The 20,500-nt window shown below is 40.3% G+C and carries 15 protein-coding genes; 5 read left to right on the forward strand and 10 right to left on the reverse strand.

Annotation, left to right across the window (positions count from 1 at the left end):
* Positions 1–4: 4 nt before the first annotated feature.
* Both ctaD and coxB read right to left on the reverse strand, forming a co-directional pair.
* Complete coding sequence (gene ctaD, locus QQK21_RS13325; RefSeq protein WP_284192682.1) at positions 5–1,663, reverse strand: cytochrome c oxidase subunit I; 1,659 nt, start codon at positions 1,661–1,663, stop codon at positions 5–7.
* Positions 1,660–2,775 carry a cytochrome c oxidase subunit II gene (gene coxB, locus QQK21_RS13330; RefSeq protein ID WP_431313119.1) on the reverse strand — a complete coding sequence of 372 codons (1,116 nt, stop codon included), beginning with the start codon at positions 2,773–2,775 and terminating at the stop codon, positions 1,660–1,662. The genes ctaD and coxB overlap by 4 nt, the downstream gene beginning before the upstream one ends.
* A gap of 388 nt (positions 2,776–3,163) precedes the next feature.
* On the opposite strand from coxB, the gene QQK21_RS13335 reads away from it, so the two are divergent.
* Complete coding sequence (locus tag QQK21_RS13335; RefSeq protein WP_284192683.1) at positions 3,164–4,873, forward strand: phospho-sugar mutase; 1,710 nt, start codon at positions 3,164–3,166, stop codon at positions 4,871–4,873.
* Positions 4,874–5,053: 180 nt separating this feature from the next.
* The gene (locus tag QQK21_RS13340) at positions 5,054–5,791 is read left to right on the forward strand and encodes a substrate-binding periplasmic protein (RefSeq protein ID WP_284192684.1); all 738 of its coding nucleotides are present in this window, start codon (positions 5,054–5,056) and stop codon (positions 5,789–5,791) included.
* 2 nt (positions 5,792–5,793) lie between these two features.
* Here QQK21_RS13340 and ppsR read toward each other — a convergent pair whose 3' ends face one another.
* The gene (ppsR, locus tag QQK21_RS13345; protein ID WP_284192685.1) at positions 5,794–6,627 is read right to left on the reverse strand and encodes a posphoenolpyruvate synthetase regulatory kinase/phosphorylase PpsR; all 834 of its coding nucleotides are present in this window, start codon (positions 6,625–6,627) and stop codon (positions 5,794–5,796) included.
* Positions 6,628–6,802: 175 nt separating this feature from the next.
* Between ppsR and ppsA the strand changes: the two genes are divergently transcribed.
* Both ppsA and QQK21_RS13355 read left to right on the forward strand, forming a co-directional pair.
* Positions 6,803–9,175 carry a phosphoenolpyruvate synthase gene (gene ppsA / locus QQK21_RS13350; RefSeq protein WP_284192686.1) on the forward strand — a complete coding sequence of 791 codons (2,373 nt, stop codon included), beginning with the start codon at positions 6,803–6,805 and terminating at the stop codon, positions 9,173–9,175.
* Between the two features lie 346 nt (positions 9,176–9,521).
* On the forward strand, positions 9,522–10,892 hold the full coding sequence (locus QQK21_RS13355; RefSeq protein WP_284192687.1) for a YjiH family protein: 1,371 nt from the start codon (positions 9,522–9,524) through the stop codon (positions 10,890–10,892).
* Between the two features lie 68 nt (positions 10,893–10,960).
* On the opposite strand, the gene QQK21_RS13360 is transcribed toward QQK21_RS13355, so the two are convergent.
* The gene (locus QQK21_RS13360; protein WP_284192688.1) at positions 10,961–11,725 is read right to left on the reverse strand and encodes a ferredoxin--NADP reductase; all 765 of its coding nucleotides are present in this window, start codon (positions 11,723–11,725) and stop codon (positions 10,961–10,963) included.
* Between the two features lie 167 nt (positions 11,726–11,892).
* On the opposite strand from QQK21_RS13360, the gene QQK21_RS13365 reads away from it, so the two are divergent.
* Complete coding sequence (locus QQK21_RS13365) at positions 11,893–12,327, forward strand: acyl-CoA thioesterase (RefSeq protein ID WP_284192689.1); 435 nt, start codon at positions 11,893–11,895, stop codon at positions 12,325–12,327.
* Between the two features lie 62 nt (positions 12,328–12,389).
* Here QQK21_RS13365 and QQK21_RS13370 read toward each other — a convergent pair whose 3' ends face one another.
* The 6 genes from QQK21_RS13370 to QQK21_RS13395 all read right to left on the reverse strand — a co-directional run bounded on the left by QQK21_RS13370 (position 12,390) and on the right by QQK21_RS13395 (position 19,895).
* Positions 12,390–13,289 (reverse strand): LysR family transcriptional regulator, encoded by a 900-nt coding sequence (locus tag QQK21_RS13370; protein WP_284192690.1) that lies wholly within the window; start codon positions 13,287–13,289, stop codon positions 12,390–12,392.
* A 460-nt stretch (positions 13,290–13,749) separates the two neighbouring features.
* Positions 13,750–14,829 (reverse strand): OmpA family protein, encoded by a 1,080-nt coding sequence (locus QQK21_RS13375; protein WP_284192691.1) that lies wholly within the window; start codon positions 14,827–14,829, stop codon positions 13,750–13,752.
* A gap of 114 nt (positions 14,830–14,943) precedes the next feature.
* Positions 14,944–15,939: a hypothetical protein gene (locus QQK21_RS13380; protein WP_284192692.1), complete on the reverse strand. Its 996-nt coding sequence runs from the start codon at positions 15,937–15,939 to the stop codon at positions 14,944–14,946.
* 49 nt (positions 15,940–15,988) lie between these two features.
* Positions 15,989–16,687 (reverse strand): fimbrial biogenesis chaperone, encoded by a 699-nt coding sequence (locus QQK21_RS13385; RefSeq protein WP_284192693.1) that lies wholly within the window; start codon positions 16,685–16,687, stop codon positions 15,989–15,991.
* Positions 16,677–19,127, reverse strand: coding sequence for a fimbria/pilus outer membrane usher protein (locus QQK21_RS13390; protein WP_284192694.1), 2,451 nt, complete (start codon positions 19,125–19,127; stop codon positions 16,677–16,679). Before QQK21_RS13390 ends, QQK21_RS13385 begins: the two co-directional genes overlap by 11 nt.
* Positions 19,128–19,331: 204 nt before the next feature.
* Positions 19,332–19,895: a fimbrial protein gene (locus QQK21_RS13395; protein ID WP_284192695.1), complete on the reverse strand. Its 564-nt coding sequence runs from the start codon at positions 19,893–19,895 to the stop codon at positions 19,332–19,334.
* Positions 19,896–20,500: the final 605 nt, after the last annotated feature.

The following is a 20,500-nucleotide window of genomic DNA, read 5'->3' on the forward strand; positions in this document are numbered from 1 at the left end:
ACCCTTAGTCCACTTTTGGTGGAGTCGAGAAGGTATGATGAGGAGCGGGGCTTGGGACTGTCCATTCCAAACCTTCCGCTCTGTCCCATACTTTTGCCTCAGCTTTTTCGCCTCCACGGATACATTTAATGACCACCCAGAGGAAAATAAGCTGTGACAAACCAAATGCAAAACCACCAATCGACACAATCTGATTGATGTCGGCAAACTGAATTGCATAATCCGGTATACGCCTAGGCATGCCAGCTAACCCAACAAAGTGCATCGGAAAGAACAACACATTAACTGAAATCACTGAGCACCAAAAATGCCATAAGCTCAACCGGTTGTCATACATATGACCGGTCCATTTAGGTAACCAGTAATACGCGGCCGCCATAATTGAGAATACCGCTCCTGACACAAGCACATAGTGGAAATGTGCTACCACAAAATAGGTGTCATGATATTGGAAATCAGCTGGAACAATGGCCAGCATCAGGCCGGAAAAACCGCCAATCGTAAACAAGATTATGAAGGCAATGGTAAATAACATCGGTGTTTCAAAGGTCATAGCACCGCGCCACATGGTCGCGACCCAGTTAAACACTTTTACTCCAGTAGGGACCGCAATAAGCATGGTGCAATACATAAAGAAGAGTTCAGCAAAGACAGGCATCCCCGTCGTAAACATGTGGTGAGCCCACACGAGGAATGACAACAAGGCAATACTACATGTCGCGTAAACCATTGAATGGTAGCCAAAGAGCTTTTTACCACTGAATGCAGGAACAATTGCCGACACAATACCAAAAGATGGCAGAATCATTATGTAAACTTCTGGATGACCAAAGAACCAAAAGATGTGCTGGAACATCACAGGATCTCCTCCTCCAGCCGCCTCAAAAAATGACGTTCCAAAGTACTTATCCGTAAGAACCATAGTGACAGCACCTGCCAACACCGGCATGACGGCGATAAGAAGAAACGCCGTAATTAGCCAAGTCCAAACGAACATTGGCATCTTAAACCAAGTCATTCCAGGTGCGCGCAAATTGACGATGGTCACAATAACGTTAATCGCCCCCATAATGGAGCTAATCCCCATAATATGGACTGAAAATACAAATAAAGCGGTACTATCTGGGCCATAGGTTGTGGACAGGGGGGCGTAAAATGTCCAGCCAAAATTAGGCCCTCCCCCTTGAGTAAATAACGAGCTAAGTAGAATTAAAAAGGCAAAGGGTAAGATCCAAAAGCTGAGGTTATTCATCCTTGGCAAAGCCATATCTGGCGCACCAATCATTAAGGGAATCATCCAGTTGGCCAAGCCAGTAAAAGCTGGCATCACTGCCCCAAATACCATAACCAAACCATGAACTGTAGTCATTTGGTTGAAAAACTCAGGTTCCACTAATTGCAGCCCTGGCTGGAAAAGCTCAGCACGAATAATCATCGCCATTGCACCGCCAGTCAGAAACATAATAAAGCTAAACCAAAGGTAAAGGGTCCCGATATCTTTATGGTTAGTGGAATATAACCAGCGAGTAATGCCTTTCGGCGCGTCATGATGATCATGATCGTCGATGGCAATCGCACTGTTTGCGCCGGCAAGTTCTCCGTCCGTCGCTGGTGCTGATTTTACGCTTTCGGTAGTCAAAGACTCAGGTTTGGACGTTTTCATTGTCCCTCCTTGGAAGCTTTATATGCATTCACGTCGGATGCTTGTATAAGATCACCCGTATTGTTTCCCAATCCATTTCGTTGGTATGTCGCCACAGCTGCAATTTCTTTATCTGTGAGCTGATTTGCAAACGACTGCATCGCCGTACCTGGGCGACCATTTACAATCACACCAATATGACCACTAATATCACCAGTAACCACTTTACTGCCCGTTATCGCAGGAAATGCCCCTGGAATGCCTGCACCACTGGCTTGGTGACAAACAGCACATCTATCAACATAGATCTTTTCACCAATAGACATGAGTTCTTCTTTAGATAGTGATGCCGTGAGCGATTCCGCGGCCTCTTGCTTGGCTTTCTCTATTTCGGCCTTCTTCGCTACTAGCCAAGCGTCAAATTCACTCTCTTCCATTGCTTGGACAACAATTGGCATGAAACCATGAGCTCTGCCACACAGCTCCGCACATTGGCCTCTGTAGATACCGGGTTTGTCGATACGGGTCCATGCTTCATTAATAAATCCTGGAACCGTATCTTTTTTCACCGCAAAATCTGGCACCCACCAAGAATGGATCACATCATCAGACGTCATCAAAAATCGAACTTTACGATTGATTGGTAAGACAAGGGGGTTATCAACTTCGAGAAGGTAATGAGCGCCTTTGTCTTCAATACCATCAATCTCTTTTTGACTGGTTGCAAGCAAGCTATAGAATTCTATGTTTTCACCGAAATAACTGTAATGCCATTTCCATTGAGAGCCTGTAATTTTGACCGTCAAATCTGATTGGGAAGTGTCTTCCATTGCAACCAGAGTGCGAGTCGCGGGGATCGCCATTAGAACCAAAATAACAATCGGAATCACAGTCCAAATAATCTCAACTCGGGTACTTTCGTGGAAGTTTGCTGCGACGGCGCCTTTCGACTTTCTATGGTGGTACATAGAGTAAAACATCACTCCAAACACCACCACCGCTATCGCACAGCAAATATAAAAGATAAGCATATGTAAATCATATACTTGACCACTTATACCCGTCACACCTTGGGTCATATTGAGTGAGGGTTGCTCAGCACTCACTTTGGCAGCAAAACCAAACAACAACACAGTGATTAGTTGCCACAGTATTACCTGTAATCTTCTCAAAAGATCTCTCCTCTTTCTTGAGGCATCATCCATGACGATTTAACCAACACGCCTACTGCTTAATGGCGCAAAAAAGTCCTAATGGGCAAATGGGTTGAGGAAATACGTTCTAAACCGTAAATTTGATTAAATTTGTTATAGTTATGTTATCAAAAGCTAGTTGGCGTTTTAGGAATATGCAAGAAAGTGCTACTGGAAATGTCGACTATTTTGGCCGATTAAAGTTAACCTTGATCACAATATCTAATTTAACGATTGCTCTCTCGCAAATGATAACCAGTTTCACATACTATCAAATGATTATCTGCCAAATTTCATTCAAGGCCTCAGTTATCAGGGTAAATAAATTATGATGCAGCAAGTGACCCATTGGTTGGAAAGAGATCCCGACCCACGTACACGTCAAGAACTGAAAAAATTGATAGAACAACACAACGATTTAGAAATTGCCAACCGTTTTAGTCAGAGGTTGGAATTTGGCACAGCAGGATTGAGGGGCAAGGTAGGCGCAGGCCCCAATCGAATGAATCGACTCGTGATTCAAGAAACCGCTGCAGGATTAGGCCATTACTTAATTAAAAATATTGAACAAGCCAAACATCGTGGGGTTGTAATTGGTTATGATGGTCGCATTGATTCCAAGCAATTTGCTCACGACACTGCGTCTGTTCTAACCGCGCTAGGTATCCGAGTATATCTGACTCACGATGTTGCCGCGACGCCTATCGTGGCGTTTGGAGTGAAGTACCTAAATGCCGCAGCCGCTGTTGTGGTCACCGCTAGTCACAATCCACCTGAATACAACGGCTTTAAGGTCTACTGGGAAAATGGGGCTCAAATTATTCCGCCCCATGATTCTGGGATTGCCGAGGAGATTAGTTGCGCGGCAAGTATGCCAATCCCGTCAATTCCCCTAAAAAAAGCAGAACAGGATGCTCTTCTATTATGGCTAACTGAGGAATATTATCAGACTTATCGTCAAGCGGTTAACCACAATCCTGCCCTAATTTCACCCACCAAACCAGAGCCCATCTCTATTGCCTATACTGCCATGCATGGCGTAGGAGCTAACATGGCGAAAGCCTTACTGAGCGATGCGGGTTTCACCTCGGTGTATAGCGTAAAAGAACAAGAAATGCCCGATGGGACATTTCCGACGGTAAACTTCCCTAATCCGGAAGAAACGGGAGCAATGGACATGGTCATCGCCCTTGCTAAGGAAAATAACGCCGATATTGCCTGCGCCAATGACCCTGATGCTGACCGTTTTGCAGTTGCAGCCTTAAAACATGATGGCAATTATCAGATGCTGACTGGAGATCAAGTCGGGACTTTATTTGCTGATTATCTGTTAAATAAAACTCAAGCATCGAAGCAACTCGTTGGTAACACAGTCGTTTCGTCCAGCCTATTAGAAAAAATTGCCCACTCTCACAATGCAAATTACTACCAAACCTTAACAGGATTCAAGTGGTTAACCAATGTTGCGATGAAAAATGAAACAACTGACAAACCGTTTCTTTTTGCCTACGAGGAAGCACTTGGTTACACCATAGGAAACACCGTTTGGGATAAAGATGGGTTATCAGCGTTAGTGGCTTTTTCCCAGCTAACCGCAGAATTGAAGAGTCAGGGTAAAACCCTTTGGGACCAACTCGAAAATATTTACCGTCAATATGGCATGTATATCAATTCACAGCACAGTACTGGATTAGATCCTAATGCTCCTCCAATTGGAGATAAACTCCGTGCTGAACAACCTACTCATATTGCTGGTAGACAGGTGACAGAAATAGACGATCTTCAACGTTCCATACGCTATTATGCCGATGGTAGAACCTCTACAATAGATCTTCCTCCTAGTGATGTGTTGATCTACCGATTAGCTGGTGGTGCCAAAGTTATTGTAAGGCCATCAGGCACCGAGCCCAAGCTAAAATGTTACTACGAGGTGGTAGAGGCGTTTAATGCACAGGACACCCTTTCTTCAGCAGAAAATCGTGCCGAGCTTGCCCTTGATGTACTCATTAGTGAGCATCAAACAAGCCTCGGACATTAGGAGGGGTCTCTTTAGTAGCCAAAATGCACATCGATGGCGGGGTGAGATGCCCCGCCGGTAGCAAACTATCTATCCCATCACATCGCACTATCTCAAACCGGCATTCGATTAACAAAATCAAACAAATAGTTTTAGCATGGCTATACTTATCATTAACCATAGACATCGTATTCACTACAAATGAAATCACAAACTTACTACTGCCTTATGTTATTTTTCTTGGCCTCAAATGCCTTGGCTAATGCTGACCAATTGTCAGGCTCCCATTTAAATGTCTGCGGAGACTCGATTGACTGGGAACCCTATACCTATGTGCAAGACGAAGAGGTAAAAGGTTTTGACCTCGATGCTCTCAATGAAATATTGCCAAAAGAACGCATCACTTTCGACTTCACCATGTCCTCTTGGTCCCGATGCTTAAAAGGGACCAAATCCGGCGACTTTCAGCTCGCCGTAAGCGCCACCTACTCAGATGAGCGCGCAAAAGATTTCCTCTATACGACTTGGTATTATGCAACAACGCCTTCTTATGTGTTTAAAAAATCAAAATTTGCTAAGGGCCTTAAAATCACACAAGGCTCAGATTTAGAAGCGTATAAAGTGTGCGGAATCTTTGGCTACAACTACAGCGACTTTGGATTAAAAACGATAAATCAAACCGCGCATAGCATGCACGAACTGGTCGAAGAGCTAAATGCAGACAAATGTGATGTCATCATTGTATGGAAAGAGATCCTAAATGGTATAAAAAGCATTTGGGGTATTGACTATCTGGGTGACAGTTTAGCAATAGAACTTGTGCCAAACATGTCTAAACACAAGTTCCATATGCTAGTGTCGAAAAAGTACAAATATAAAGATCAGCTCAAACAATTACTCGACGAAGGGCTAGTAAAATATCAATCTAAATCCTTCTAGAATCACAACAGACGGCGCCGTAGTCCTGCCTTTTCAAGGATGCGTGTTGATATTTCCTCAACCGACAAGGCAGAGGTGTTAATGTAGGGTATGGCTTCACGTCTGAACAAAGACTCAACACTTGCCAATTCACTGATGCACTGTTCTTCACTGGCATAGTCGCTCCCTGCGAGTCTATTTTCCCTAATTTCATTTAGCCTTTGTGGATCAATAGTTAAACCAAAAAGTTTATGCCTATGAACTTCAAACTCAGGGAGCAGCCTCAAACGGCGAATGTCTTCTTCAATAAAAGGATAATTGACCACTCTCAGCCCAAATTGCATGGCCATATACAAGCTGGTAGGCGTTTTTCCACTGCGGGAAACACCAAGTAAGATAATATCAGCTTCGTCTAAACCTTTCAGTGTGATCCCATCGTCATGAGCTAAGGTGTATTCGATCGCAGCAATACGATCAAAATAAGACGCAGAGTCCTTACTGACACTCCGAGAACGTTGTAACTGTGGTTGAGGGTCCATTTCTATATCACTTTTTACTTGTTCAACGATATCCGCTAGCACATCGTAACTATAGGCTGGTGCCTGCAAAAGCCTCTGTTTAATATCTGGAAGAACAATAGAAAAAAACACCAAGGGTCTAAGACCCGTTGTTTTATAAGACAGTTCAATCTCCCTTAATAAATCGGTGAGTTTGTCCTCGCTCTCAACAAAAGGAAACGTCTTTTCATGAACATTAAGAGGAAATTGGCCAAGTACAACATGCCCCAAGGTCTCACATGTGATAGCCGTCCCGTCAGAAACATAGAATACATCACGACTTTGAATATCAATTTGCATTTTTTATTTAAACTTTAAAATTATTTTGAGTAGGATGGATAGCATAATAATATCGATAATAAAGCATAGCTAACAGTTACGTACCGCACAGCTTTTAAATTTGCTGCGTTTTTTTATGTACAAACGTAAACGTTTGCTCTATTCCTACAAAACTGCAATGTTTCTGGAGAAAGACATGCAAAAGAACACCCTCTGGTTCAATAGCCTAACCATGGCAGACGTCGACAAAGTCGGCGGTAAAAATGCCTCACTTGGAGAAATGGTTTCCAATCTCTCAAACGCTGGAGTTTCAGTGCCCAATGGTTTTGCCACCACCTCTTACGCTTTTAACCAATTCCTAGATTTTGAAGGTCTTGACGAACGGATACACCAATTACTCGATGAACTGAATGTTGAAGATGTCGATGCTCTCAGAAAAACAGGGGCAACTATCCGTCAATGGGTACTCGATGCCCCTTTCCCTGCTGATCTTGAGCAAGATATACGAAATAATTACCAACAGCTGATAGAAGGTAATACCGAATTATCGGTTGCTGTTCGCTCTTCGGCAACCGCAGAAGATTTACCCGATGCATCATTTGCAGGCCAGCAAGAAACCTTTCTTAATGTTAGTGGAATAGACGCAGTACTTGAAGCGACTAAGCATGTTTATGCGTCTTTGTTTAATGACCGGGCGATTTCATATCGAGTCCATCAGGGTTTTGATCACAGAGGTATTTCACTGTCGGCGGGTATCCAGAGAATGGTACGCTCAGACAAAGCCTCCTCCGGCGTAATGTTTACTTTAGATACCGAGTCCGGGTTTGATAAGGTTGTGTTTATCACATCCTCTTGGGGACTCGGTGAAATGGTAGTACAGGGCGCAGTAAATCCTGATGAATTTTACGTTCACAAACCTATGCTTGAAGCGGGCGAGCAAGCGATCGTAAAGAAAACATTCGGCTCTAAGCTGATTAAGATGATCTATTCAGATAACCCTGAGATAGGTAAACAAGTCAGCACTATTGATACCTCTGACCAAGAGAAGCAACAATTTTCTCTCAGTGACAGCGAGATTGTAGAACTAGCCAAACAAGCGATGATCATAGAGAAGCACTACCAGCGTCCAATGGACATTGAATGGGCAAAAGATGGTATTGACGGCAAACTTTATATTGTTCAAGCCAGACCTGAGACCGTGTGCTCACAAAGCGAGCAAAATGTTATTGAGCGCTATGAATTGAGTAACAAAGCAGATGTGTTAGTAGAAGGTCGTGCGATTGGCCAGCGTATCGGCTCTGGCCCTGTTCGCTTAGTCGACTCTTTGGACCAGATGTCTTTGGTTCAAGACGGTGACGTGTTGGTAACCGATATGACGGACCCTGATTGGGAGCCTGTAATGAAAAAGGCCTCAGCAATTATTACCAATCGTGGCGGTCGAACTTGCCATGCTGCTATTATTGCCAGAGAACTCGGTATTCCGGCCATTGTTGGCTGTGGCGATGCAACATCCCGCCTGACTGATGGAAGCCTAGTCACCGTTTCATGTTCTGAAGGTGAAACAGGGTATGTTTACAATGGCAAGCTAGATTTTGATATCAAGCGCTCAACTGTTGATGAGCTTCCAGTACTACCAACCAAAGTAATGATGAATGTGGGTAACCCAGATCGCGCCTTCGATTTTGCCCAGATTCCGAATGAAGGCGTTGGTCTCGCTCGCTTAGAGTTCATCATCAATAAAATGATTGGCATTCACCCCAAAGCCTTACTTAACTTTGATGCTCAAACCGATGAGCTTAAAGCAGAAATTAACGAACGTATCCGTGGCTATAAAGACCCGATCGATTTCTATGTCAGCAAACTCACCGAAGGTATTGCGACCATTGCTGCGGCTTTCTGGCCAAAACGCGTTATTGTCCGTATGTCTGATTTTAAATCTAACGAGTACAGTAATCTAGTCGGTGGCAAAGGCTATGAGCCTCACGAAGAAAACCCTATGCTGGGTTTCAGAGGTGCGTCTCGCTATATTTCACCGGTGTTCGAAGACTGTTTTGAATTAGAAACACAAGCGATCAAACGTGTCCGTAACGAAATGGGGCTTAAGAATGTCGAAATCATGATCCCATTCGTTCGTACTCCTAGCGAGGCTGCTTCAGTCATCGATATTTTGGCTAAGTATGGGCTGCGTCGGGGTGACCAAGGACTAAAAGTCATCATGATGTGTGAGCTGCCATCCAACGCGGTACTTGCAGAAGACTTTCTTAAATATTTCGATGGCTTCTCTATCGGTTCAAACGATATGACTCAGCTTACACTGGGCCTTGACCGAGACTCTGGAGATGTGGCTCATCTATTCGATGAACGTAATCCTGCCGTCAAAGCCATGCTCAAGATGGCGATTGATGCAGCAAGTGAGGCGGGTAAATACGTAGGTATTTGTGGTCAAGGACCATCAGATCATGATGACCTTGCTGAGTGGTTGATGGAACAGGGGATAAGTTCTGTGTCACTCAATCCAGACACAGTGATCGATACTTGGCTAAAACTTGGAAAAGTGGCTAATAGGTAAGTCTCAAAACGGACAATAGAAAACCGCCCAATGGGCGGTTTTCTATTTGATAAACTAATAATTATAATGATTTCTATCACATTTATTGACGTCTAATGTCTAACAATAGAAAAAACCAACTTGCAACACAAAGTTAATCAATTTAACATCCTTGAAACAAAACACCATTAATTCACACAAGCGTCATATTAAATTGTGCATATTTAGGGAAATTTATTGAATAGTATTGCAAGAATACTCAATAAGGATTACTCTTCGCCAAGGATGACTATATAAAGATGTTTAGTGAATAAGTATGCTGGCTAGTTCATAGCTTCTGTTCATTAGCAGTAACATGAGATTTGTAATGCAGAATAACGCTCAAACCATCAAACAAACAAACACCAAATCCAATCTTTGGATGTTTCTTATCCCTTCACTACTGGGTTTATTCCTGTTCATGGCACCTATTAGCTATGAAGGTGATATCACTATTCCTGTGGCCATTCTTGCGAAAACCATTCAAGCATTATTCGGCGACCATTTAGTTGGCATCGTCACTGGGATCATTATCTTTATGGCATCGGCTTCAGTCCTATGTCGAATAAAAAATCCTGCATTTATATCTCGTAATGCCTTCTTAAATGGGTTGTTCAATCCGAGTCCGCTTTGGCTCATGGTGCGCGTCATTGGCGGTCTTGCAGTCGCTATGACATTTTTTCAGATAGGACCTAAGGCCATCTGGGAAGAAAACACAGGTGGACTGGTACTTGAAGGCCTATTACCAACCTTATTCTCGGTATTCATCTTCGCTGGCTTGCTCCTACCTCTGCTTCTCAATTTTGGCCTGTTGGAATTGTTTGGTACTTTGCTTAGTAAAGTCATGCGTCCTATTTTCAACCTTCCTGGTCGCAGTGCGATAGACTGTATCGCATCATGGTTAGGAGATGGTTCTGTTGGTATCCTTCTGACCAGCAAACAATACGAGACTAAATTTTATACTCAAAGAGAAGCAGCGGTTGTCGGCACGACGTTCTCTGCCGTATCGATTACATTTAGCTTGGTTGTGCTGGCGCAAGTTGAACTCGAACACTTATTCCTACCGTTTTACGGCGCTATCTGTCTAGCCGGTATTGTCGCTGCAATCATCATACCGCGCATTCCACCACTGAGTATGAAAAAGGACACCTTTATTGATGGTAGCAAGCCAAAGGAAGATGCGGATCTCGTCCCTGTAGGACATACCAATTTCTCTTGGGGCATGGAATTAGCACTAGAAAAAGCGGGAAAAGTAAAGTCTATCGGCTCTGTTTTTGGCGAAGGTGTTCGTAATGCCATCGATATGGTGTTTGGCGTTCTTCCTGTCGTTATGGGGCTTGGAACCATCGCTTTAGTCATTGCTGAATACACGTCTGTGTTTAGTATTCTCGGCCAGCCGTTTATTCCTTTCCTAGAGCTGCTAGGTGTACCAGAAGCTGCTGCCGCATCGGAAACCATAGTGGTTGGCTTTGCTGATATGTTTATTCCTGCAATTTTAGCAAGCTCAATCGATAACGAGATGACTCGCTTTGTTATTGCAGCTATGTCTGTCACTCAGTTGATTTACATGTCTGAGGTGGGTGCGCTACTTCTTGGCAGCCGTATTCCTGTTAATATCTTTGAGCTGTTCGCTATCTTTATCTTGCGAACTTTAATTACTCTACCTGTCATTGCTGGTATTGCTCATCTGATTTTCTAACGCCCTTTAACTGAATAAAGGCCCTACTCGGGCCTTTATTCATTGTTATACTATGGCATTACAACTCATTACCAGTAGCGCTCAAAAGTAATATTGCCACCTGTCGCTCTACGAAACTTCTCGAGCCCCATAGCTTGCAATGTCTGAGTGGTTTCTTTAATCATGTCGGGATTACCACACAGCATCACAAAGCTGTTTTCCTTGGTGAGTTGCGCTTTTACCGCAGTTTGCAGCTGGCCTTCTTCAAGTAGCGTAGGAATTCTACCTTTAAGTGCGAATGAAGATTCCTCTCGGGACACGATTGGTAGATAGCAAAGACGGCCTTCATATTGCCCCACCAATTGATCAATCAAATAACGATAAACTAGATCTTTTTCGTGTCTAACACCATGAGCTAAAACTATTTTTTTATATCCTAGCCTAAGATTGATGTCATCCAAAAGTGATAAAAATGGGCCTATGCCTGTCCCCGTTGAAAGGAGCCACAAATCTTGAGTTGATTTGGGAATAGAGCTAAGAACCAAATCTCCATGTGCTGTACTGCCCACATAAATTTGGCTCCCTTCCTCTAAACAGTGCAATTTGGGAGTAAGCTTACCCTGAGGATTTGCAACTACTAGAAACTCTAGCATGTCACTGTCATTTAATGGCGCATTGACAATGGAGTACGCACGACTAATCAATTGACCAGCATCATCATACATTGCCAGCTTAGTGAATTGCCCCGCTTTAAAATCAAGTGGCGCGCCAGTCACACGCAAACTAAACAACTCACTTGTCCAGTCAGTACGTTTGTCTATACGGGCGAGATTAAAACCAGGTGGTGCTGTCATACCAGATCCTCCATCAGGTTAATAATCTTAAACTACTCTCCTAGATCATCGATGTAAAGTCGAGAGATAGCCACTCCTTTAAGGTTCACATTTTCATAACATTTCTTATCCTTTTCATGATTTTGCTTTACACTCAAACATTCTGAGCTGAGCATAAAGGACTATTCATGGACCAATTACTAGAAGCATTTCCCGTTGTCACTGAAGTTAAAGTGGCTTGGGGAGAAATGGACGCCTTGCAACATGTCAACAATGTGGTCTATTTCCGATATTTTGAATCCGCTCGCCTGTCCTACTTTCAAAAAATCCATCTATTAGTCGACTCATCTCAAACCACTATTGGGCCTGTACTGGCAGAAACCAGCTGCAAATACAAACTGCCAATTACCTACCCTGATACCCTTTTGATCGGCGCTAAGGTTGTCGATCTGAAAAAAGACCGATTCACGATGGAATATCAAATTGTCAGCCAAAAGATGGGAAAAATCTGCACCCAAGGGCAAGCGACCTGTGTGATGTTTGATTTTGAGAATAAATGTAAAGTCCAACTCCCAAGTGAAATAAAACAAGGGATTTTGGACTTGGAGAGGGACTATAGCTAAATTATTCAGCAGACTTTATTTACGAATAGTGGGATGATTAGAATTAATTGAACTATTGACACTTAAGAGTAGAACTGCCTATACATCTTTTTTATTGACTCCAATACATTATGGAAGTTGCGTCCAGACATATCACTCCTACTCATTAAAAAGTGCCCCATTGGCCAGTGTGAATTTAAAAAATTAGCCTCTAACGTTGTGATCTTAGGGTTACTTTCTAAACTCTGGCTGGATGGTAGATAGGCCCAGCCATCTTTCTCGATAAACTTTTCAATTAACTCGACACTATGCAGCACAACTTGTCTGCCTGAGTAGGAGGCTCTCTCTCCAATTCCAATCTCAGAAGAGCTTTGTAAAAAGTACCTAATACTACCAATAAGATCACTAAAATTAACTGGACTTAAAGCCTTCAGCGGCGAATCTACTCCTGTATAAAGTTTTCCTCGAACTTCACCTAGATAACACGCAGTCAGCTCTCCTCTAGGCATTGATTTTAGGCTAAACTCATCCCGAAGAACAATTGCAGCGTCTATAGATTGATTAACAAGGTCTTCTAAAGAATCAGCCCTATTCCTGTATATCCAATCAACCACTATATTGGGGTTTACATCCCTCACTGCCATATCAGTATCCAAAATAAAATCATTAGACAAGTGGAGGTCAATCGCAATTCTAAAATGAGTTTTATCTGACACAGACAAAGAATCTGCGAAGGTTTGTAAACCCTGCGCATGCCTAATTAAAGCACGAGACCATCGCAACAAAAGCTGTCCCTGCTCAGTGATGACGAGCTTATTATTACCTCTTTCGAACAAATTCGTATTGAGGGCGATTTCGAGATTATTAACATGCTCACTTATGGTAGTCCTATCTTTACCACTTGCTCTCGCCGCTTTAACAAATGAGCCATGTTCAGCTGTTAGAGCAAAAGATAAAATTTGATCTAAAGTATAATGAATCATTAAACTTCCTAAATAAAGAATCAATAGTATAAATTAATACAAGTATAGATAAGTGGAGATGTACTTACCTCAGTTAACGTTTAACTCAGTTGAAACCTAGAAAAATCACAACTCCTCTTTCTAAACTCCTGGGGCTAATCAATGAAAAACTTGAATTAAAATCACAACTTATGGAACGAAGTGCAAAATACTAATTTTTATTTGATGAATTATCACAGCACCGTGAGAGGGCTAGGCCAACAGCAAAATAAATGTAATAAAAACCTTACAAAATCAAAATGACCGACTGTATTGGGTAAAAATTTCGTTACGCACCCTCAAGAAAAGGGCAAAAAAGCATGATAAAAAAGCCCACTAAGGTCAGTGGGCTAATAAAAGAAGTGTGCTACTAGGATAATTGAATAAAGAGTATTTGTACTATTTAAGATGAAATATTAGAATTGTTATTAATAAATCTTTTTTACTTAAGTAAGACTTCCTGCGTAGTCCTCGAGACATGAGCTTCAATACGTCGGTTTACCTCATTAGCTGTTGCACTAGAACCCGCCATTTTAGGCTCCGAGCTGCCAAAACCTTTAGTTTCAACACGTACTTCATCAATGCCATATTTCTCAATCAAAATCCTCGCCACGGAGTTAGCTCGTTGCAAAGATAACTTGATGTTGTATTCTTCATTTCCTACTTTAGACGCATGGCCAGATATAAGTACTGTTGATTGTGGGTAGCTATTCATATAATTGGCTAACTCTTCTATATACTTGTAAGAGCCTTGAGTGACTACTGAAGAATTGTTGGCAAATTGAATCATCGCTAAATCATGTTGTTCTATTTTTTTTACATACTCGCTACATCCTCTTGAATCTACTTGATGAGTAGTAGGAGTATTTGGGCAAATATCCAAATCATCGTTTACACCATCGCCATCTGTATCAAGTGGTGTATTCATCGCATCTGTTGGTGCTACGCCTAGATTTTTGCCGCTAAAACGATAGCTTAGTTCTAGTCCCATGTAATTGCTGTTCATTTGAAACGTGTCCCAACTACTTTCATAACGTCGATACTGAGCTTGAAGTTTGACATTCTGAGTAATGTTATACCCAACGCCAGCTCCTAAATATGGTGCTACACCATTATCATTGGTATATTCAGAGCTATCACTTGAAATTTGATAGTTCATCGCGCCAGCTTCTGCAGATAAACTCCATTTGGAAGATAAGGGCAAGAATGCCACTAAGCCAGCAGTTATCCCTTTCGTTTCTAAAGTATAGGAGGTGCTGGTGCTATCAAGCATTTCAGCTTCACCTAGATATCTGTAACCTAGCTCAAAGCCAAAATTTTCGTTGAAAAAGTAGCCTGCAAACATATCACCAGCAAAAGTGGTGTCATCATCTGAACTTACCTTACCAACTTGATCATTACTAACCTCATAATCATTAATACCCATACCAGCACCAAAATACCATGGACTTAATACGTGGTGGGCATGTGCCGCAAGCGGTACTGTCAAAGTTAATAACATAAGTTTTCGGATGCTACACATTTTTTCTCCTTAGTGAGATGGTATTGCATTAGTGGATACTAAGTCCAATCTAAAATGATTATTTCAATATATTAACTTCACCAGCTATTACTGTCGAAAAACGAGAGTAAATTTTTATTGGTATTCTACAGTTATATTAATGGGTACACTATTCACAATCCCACCATGAGGGTTACCTGTTAACAAATAATAATTAAAATAAAACCTTAAAGGATTTAACGTCCCTTCAGAAAAAAGCTTACTGTAACTGTTAGAAATATTGACTCCATTCTTATCCCTCAATATAAAGCCATAGTCAACCGAATCACTCCTAACAACATAGTCACCTGCGCTGCTAATAGTCTGTTGAAAGTCAAAATCAATTTGTGCCTTAGTATAGTTCTTGCACCCCTCATCTCCATCGGTATCGACAATGAAGGAGGATCCTCCATATGTAGGAGGTTCTCCAACTGTTAGCCACTTAGCAATTCTATCTAGTGAAAATGTCCCATTGCTATCTTGGTTATTTTCATCTTTTAAAACGGCACCACAAGCTAACGAAGGTACAATTACATTGGAGGTGCTATTATTTGGCTCATAATAATTCCTCCGAGTATCGTTATATGGTAGGCTGTCTTGGCCAGAGCAAGAGGAGCTGCCAGTATTGGTACAAAACTGAAACTTTGGAAACCTAAGAATAGCGTCGCTTCCTGTATTCCCCACTTTTCTTAGCTTCATTTCAAACAGCAAATACCAATGATGCTCCCTACCAGAAGTAGGGTCTTGTGTTACATATCCATCACTATAATTACATTTTTTCACAAGGGAACCACTGACGTATAGCTTAAATTTGTAATCTGGGTTACCAGAATCTATCAAACCATCAGAAGCGATACTACGTGAGGAGTAACTACAGTTAAAGTTTCTATTTCTTATATTACTAGGGGTATTGTCCCAAATAAATAAATCATTCGTCTCTGAGAAAATTAAAGTTTCTTGACCAACTGTGAGATTGCTTAGATCGTATTTGTTTTTATTGTAGTAATAAGCATCAGAAACCCAATCGGTTCCAGCCTGTGCAAAAACTAATGACGGGATAAAAGAAAATATAGCCCATGTGATTCTTATCATAAAAATACCTAAATTATAAAACCTTATATAGTCACTACATCATACTTAACTAATTAACCTTATATGTATATAGCCTCTCTGAACCATAGTCATCAATGAAATTGAAGGAAACTTCTTTTCCACAGTTAATATCAGTGGTGTTATTGCCAGGATATATTACATCGATAAATGAATTTTCTTTACCATCAATACTTACGTTAGTAGGTGAGAATATATAGGGTGTTTTATTATTTATCGTTAGGTTGTTATTAGAGCAAGATAATACTATATTTTCTTCTGCACCATCTCGCTTAATAATATCTTCTAATCCTTCAGGTCTATAAAAAACTTTTATCTTTACTGCTTGTGCAATACTTATTGCAGGTTTGCCCTCTGACTCTTCAGATAAAAGAGGTATTTTTCTAGCCGTTATCCAGAAAATAGATTCTTTATCTTGAGGTAGATTATTTTTTCCATCAGCACCTTCTAAAAGGGAGATATACACATATTTAGGATTTCCATCATTTATTTTTATAACATTAGGAAAAACTACGAGGGATGGTTTCTTCTCTTCCAAAGGGGTATCCGTTTCAATAAAATCTGATATCCAGAATTGAATCACCTCGTCTGTTTTTGACGTACTTTTTACCAATAAAGGAGCTTTTTTTTGCCCTCCGGAGTAAATAACACGGGTATTAGATAACATAAATGAATGGACTGAAAAAGGTACAAAAAAAACAATAGCTAAAATAAGTAATCTATAATTCACAACGCACTACTCCTAAATCAATAATATTACCAGATGTATTTTCTTTTAACCTAGGTAATTGACATTCTTTTCCCGAAACTTTAAAGCTAATATCATCCATTACTAATGGTGATTTGATATCAAAAATTGCTCCACCATCGTTATCAATGTAGACAGTGTCATCATTGACGTCAACCGCGGTACCCAAAGGTAAAAAACCTTCGCTCGTTACGATGCGAGCGTAAAACTTATTTACTTTTTCTATATCATAGCTAATCAATGAAAAAGTACCATCTGCACCCGGAGTTATAATGTGCTTAGGGTTTTTGATATCTATACCGTTTGATACATTTCTGGTTGATAATGTGTATTCAGCTTCACGATATTGAGTTCCAGAGTTAATCGCAAAGTAGCCATCACTGTTTACTTCTGCTCCTAGCTGTTTACTCCCCTCCAACCCCTGAGCTTTAACCAGTAAGGGTTTATTTATCTTGCCATCAGATAAGACTAAACCCGTTTCATCAGTGTATATGACACTACCGTAACCACCAACACTTGCATACTCATTATTAAGTGAAGATGTTAATGTGGTTCTTCTACCAAAAGATCGATTTTGTAATGACATACTATAAGTACTATCATCTGAAGCCCTTGCATTTATACTGCCATTCTCATTATTAAAGCTACCATTCATATCTATCTCATTTATATTCTTCTGGCTATCATTAGAATAACGACTCGTAATACCCACACTTGACACTGACAATGTTTTGTTACCAAACGAAAATGGTATTCTAATACTAAAATACACACCCAGCTCATCATCACGTTGTAAGTTTACGCTATCATAAGTTTCGTAGGTCATATCGGTCGAATATGTGATGGGCAGGCCGTAAAGACTCGTAGGTAAGCTACCAAACATAGAGAGTCTAAATGTCTGAGATACATTATCGTAATCTTCATCTTTAATAACGCTGAGTTGATTCTCTTCTGAGTGGTCATAATTGATACTGACTAAGTCTAAATATCTATAATCAAGTGACCATTGAAGCCCAATGCTGCTGGCAATACGACGGCTTTGATTAGAAGTACTTTTGTCCTGATCAATTATGTTGGAATACTCACTTGCGCTAATAAAATTATCAGATAGGTAAGTGTTATTGAGAAAATAAAAATTCACTTTATCACTCAAATCTCTCGCATAACTTATACTGAATGCATAGTCCACTTCATCACTAACGTCAGAATCAACTCCAGCAAAAGATAAAGTGATATTATCACCCCACGGCGATATAACGCTTGAACCAAGCTCAAAGTTAGAATATCCATCCATAAGAGTAGAAGAGACAAAGGGAGAGAATACATCTAAGCCATATTTGTAACCAGCATAGATCACCTGGCTACCAACTGAGTCACTACTATTTTTGATATAACCAGCGTTGAATGTAAAAAAGCTTTCACCAGTGTTCAGTAAATCATTGCTGCCTGAGAGAAAATATTCTCTGCTTACTTCATCACCCCCTGATAGTGACTTTTCTACTACTTTGATTTTGCCTGTTAAGCTCGTTCCCCCCATCAAAGAATCAAGGTCATAGTTTCCCGCTTGCACATATTCCGTCCTAACTAAGCGATCATCTTGATAAATTTTCAGCTCGGACGGCGAGCTAACGTAACCACTAATCGGAATGTGTGATTGAAAACCACGAGGATTAAACAAACTACGAACTGATGATATACCCACACCACGAATATTAACCCCGGATGTAACACTCCCAATAGTGTTAGTATTATAATCACCCCAAGCAAGATCTGAGTTAAGTGAATAAATAGACTTTTTGAAATAAGCGTTGTTATAGTTTAGCTCATCATTTTCATAATTGAGCGATGAGTAAAATCGTACTTGAGATACATTAGCATAAATCTGTGAAGAGCCATAAAGTCTATCCGTATTATTATCAGATAAAGAAATTGTTTTTTCAAAATCATAGTTAACAGATACACCATTGATTATATTTTCTTGTACTCTACGCTCTAAGGTTTCTCTATCATCTTTTTGATATAGATATTGGTTTGGGATCGAATAGTCAAATCTTTCATGCTCTTTATCAAACTCAGCCTTAGCACCAAATGTCTCATCAAGTGCACCACAGTCATAAGTGTTATCTTTGTCTATATATGCTTCTTTAATATTCAGTGCACTCATATCCTTACAAAATATAGGTTCACCATATTTATCTAACTTTACATCAATATCAATAAGTCTATAGTAGTTTTCATTTACATATAAAGCAACATTATATACACCGGGTAAAACATACCTCTCGCTATTGATAAACTTATTTAAATATTCTTCCGACACTCCAGAACTAGCATTTATAAAATCAGGATTAATTCTCATTCCTTTGGCAATAGAATCAACAGGAATAAATAATATTATTAACAAGTATAAAAATGCAGGCATACTAAAAAATCCAAAGTATCTCTAATTAAACAATATAAATACATTTATAGGTATAGTTGAAAGATCTAAACTCTTATTTCTATCCAATAAGCATTCTAGTTAATGCCAATTGGATAAAAAATTCTCTTATCTACAAGTGATATCTCACTATAAATAAGAGAATAATAGTTAGGTTGTTAAATCAGTGGGTGTTAATTTGATATATTATTGATAAGTAACAACAAAAGTAACTGGCGCTGCAACTGTACCTGCATCAGTAACATCAGCAGTATCTGTGTGATACATTTGTGCTTCGAATTGGACAGCTCCAGTCGCAGTATCAATGTCAACACCTGCAAATGAGTTGATGCTATTGATGAGTACGTCCGCACCATTATGAGTTAGCAGCATTCCCATATTATCAATATTACCAGCAGTATTTTTTAGGACACTTGACTTGGCTAAACCAACCAGTGCATCACCTTGAATAAGCATTTGAGCACTTGTTGGAACCGTACAAGAAACATTATTTGATGGTGCGATAAAGAACTGTTTTGCCGTTCCCACAGCACCTTCTGCACTTGAATTAGAAGCTTCAGTTTTAGTAACACTATCAACATTAACAACAGCGTTACTTATTTCTACACCATCAACCCAAAGGCCTGGTTCACAGGTTGACTCAGTGACACTACCTGTTAGATAAACCTCTAAGTCAGTACCAGCCGCGTTTGCGCCAAAAGAAGCCATCATCATTCCAGAAACTATTGAAGCTGCGAGTAATTTTTTCATTTCTATAATACCTTGTATCTATATATTAAAAACAACATCCAAAAATTAATGTCACCTAAAATAAATTTTGTTCGACATTGCTTTTGGTTATAAACACACATATCCGTGGCTATACCTACTACTTAAACCAAGGGAGTGCGTTTCTTGGATTCGCATAATAGATAGAAGTATTAGTAAGATCACATCACTAGCAGAGGATTTTTCCCTCAGGTATAAAAAAAACCAAAAAAAAGCAACAAAATACCAAAGGAATAAACAAGTTTAAACGTATGTTTTCGCACCATTTCAGCAATATACGCATAAAAATTCACAAAAAAAGCATCAAAAGTTATTTTTAAAATGGCCTTATTTCTGGTAAGTAACTCGAAAGTTATTTAAAAAATTTCAGAAAAATCATTAATACGTGGCCATATTTAAAAATCCATAATGAACCACAACTGTAATAATTTTATTATTATGTAAAAGATTGAATATGCTGAACACATCTGTATAGCGCAAGTAGAAGTAACTTATCGCTCAAACCAACACAAAGTTGGTTTACGGTGCATATTTCGGAGCATTCCGATCAGTTATTTCGGGATTATCCGATCACCCATTTCGGTTTA

Origin of the sequence: Vibrio zhanjiangensis, from assembly GCF_030161235.1 — a bacterium.
Taxonomy (GTDB): domain Bacteria; phylum Pseudomonadota; class Gammaproteobacteria; order Enterobacterales; family Vibrionaceae; genus Vibrio; species Vibrio zhanjiangensis.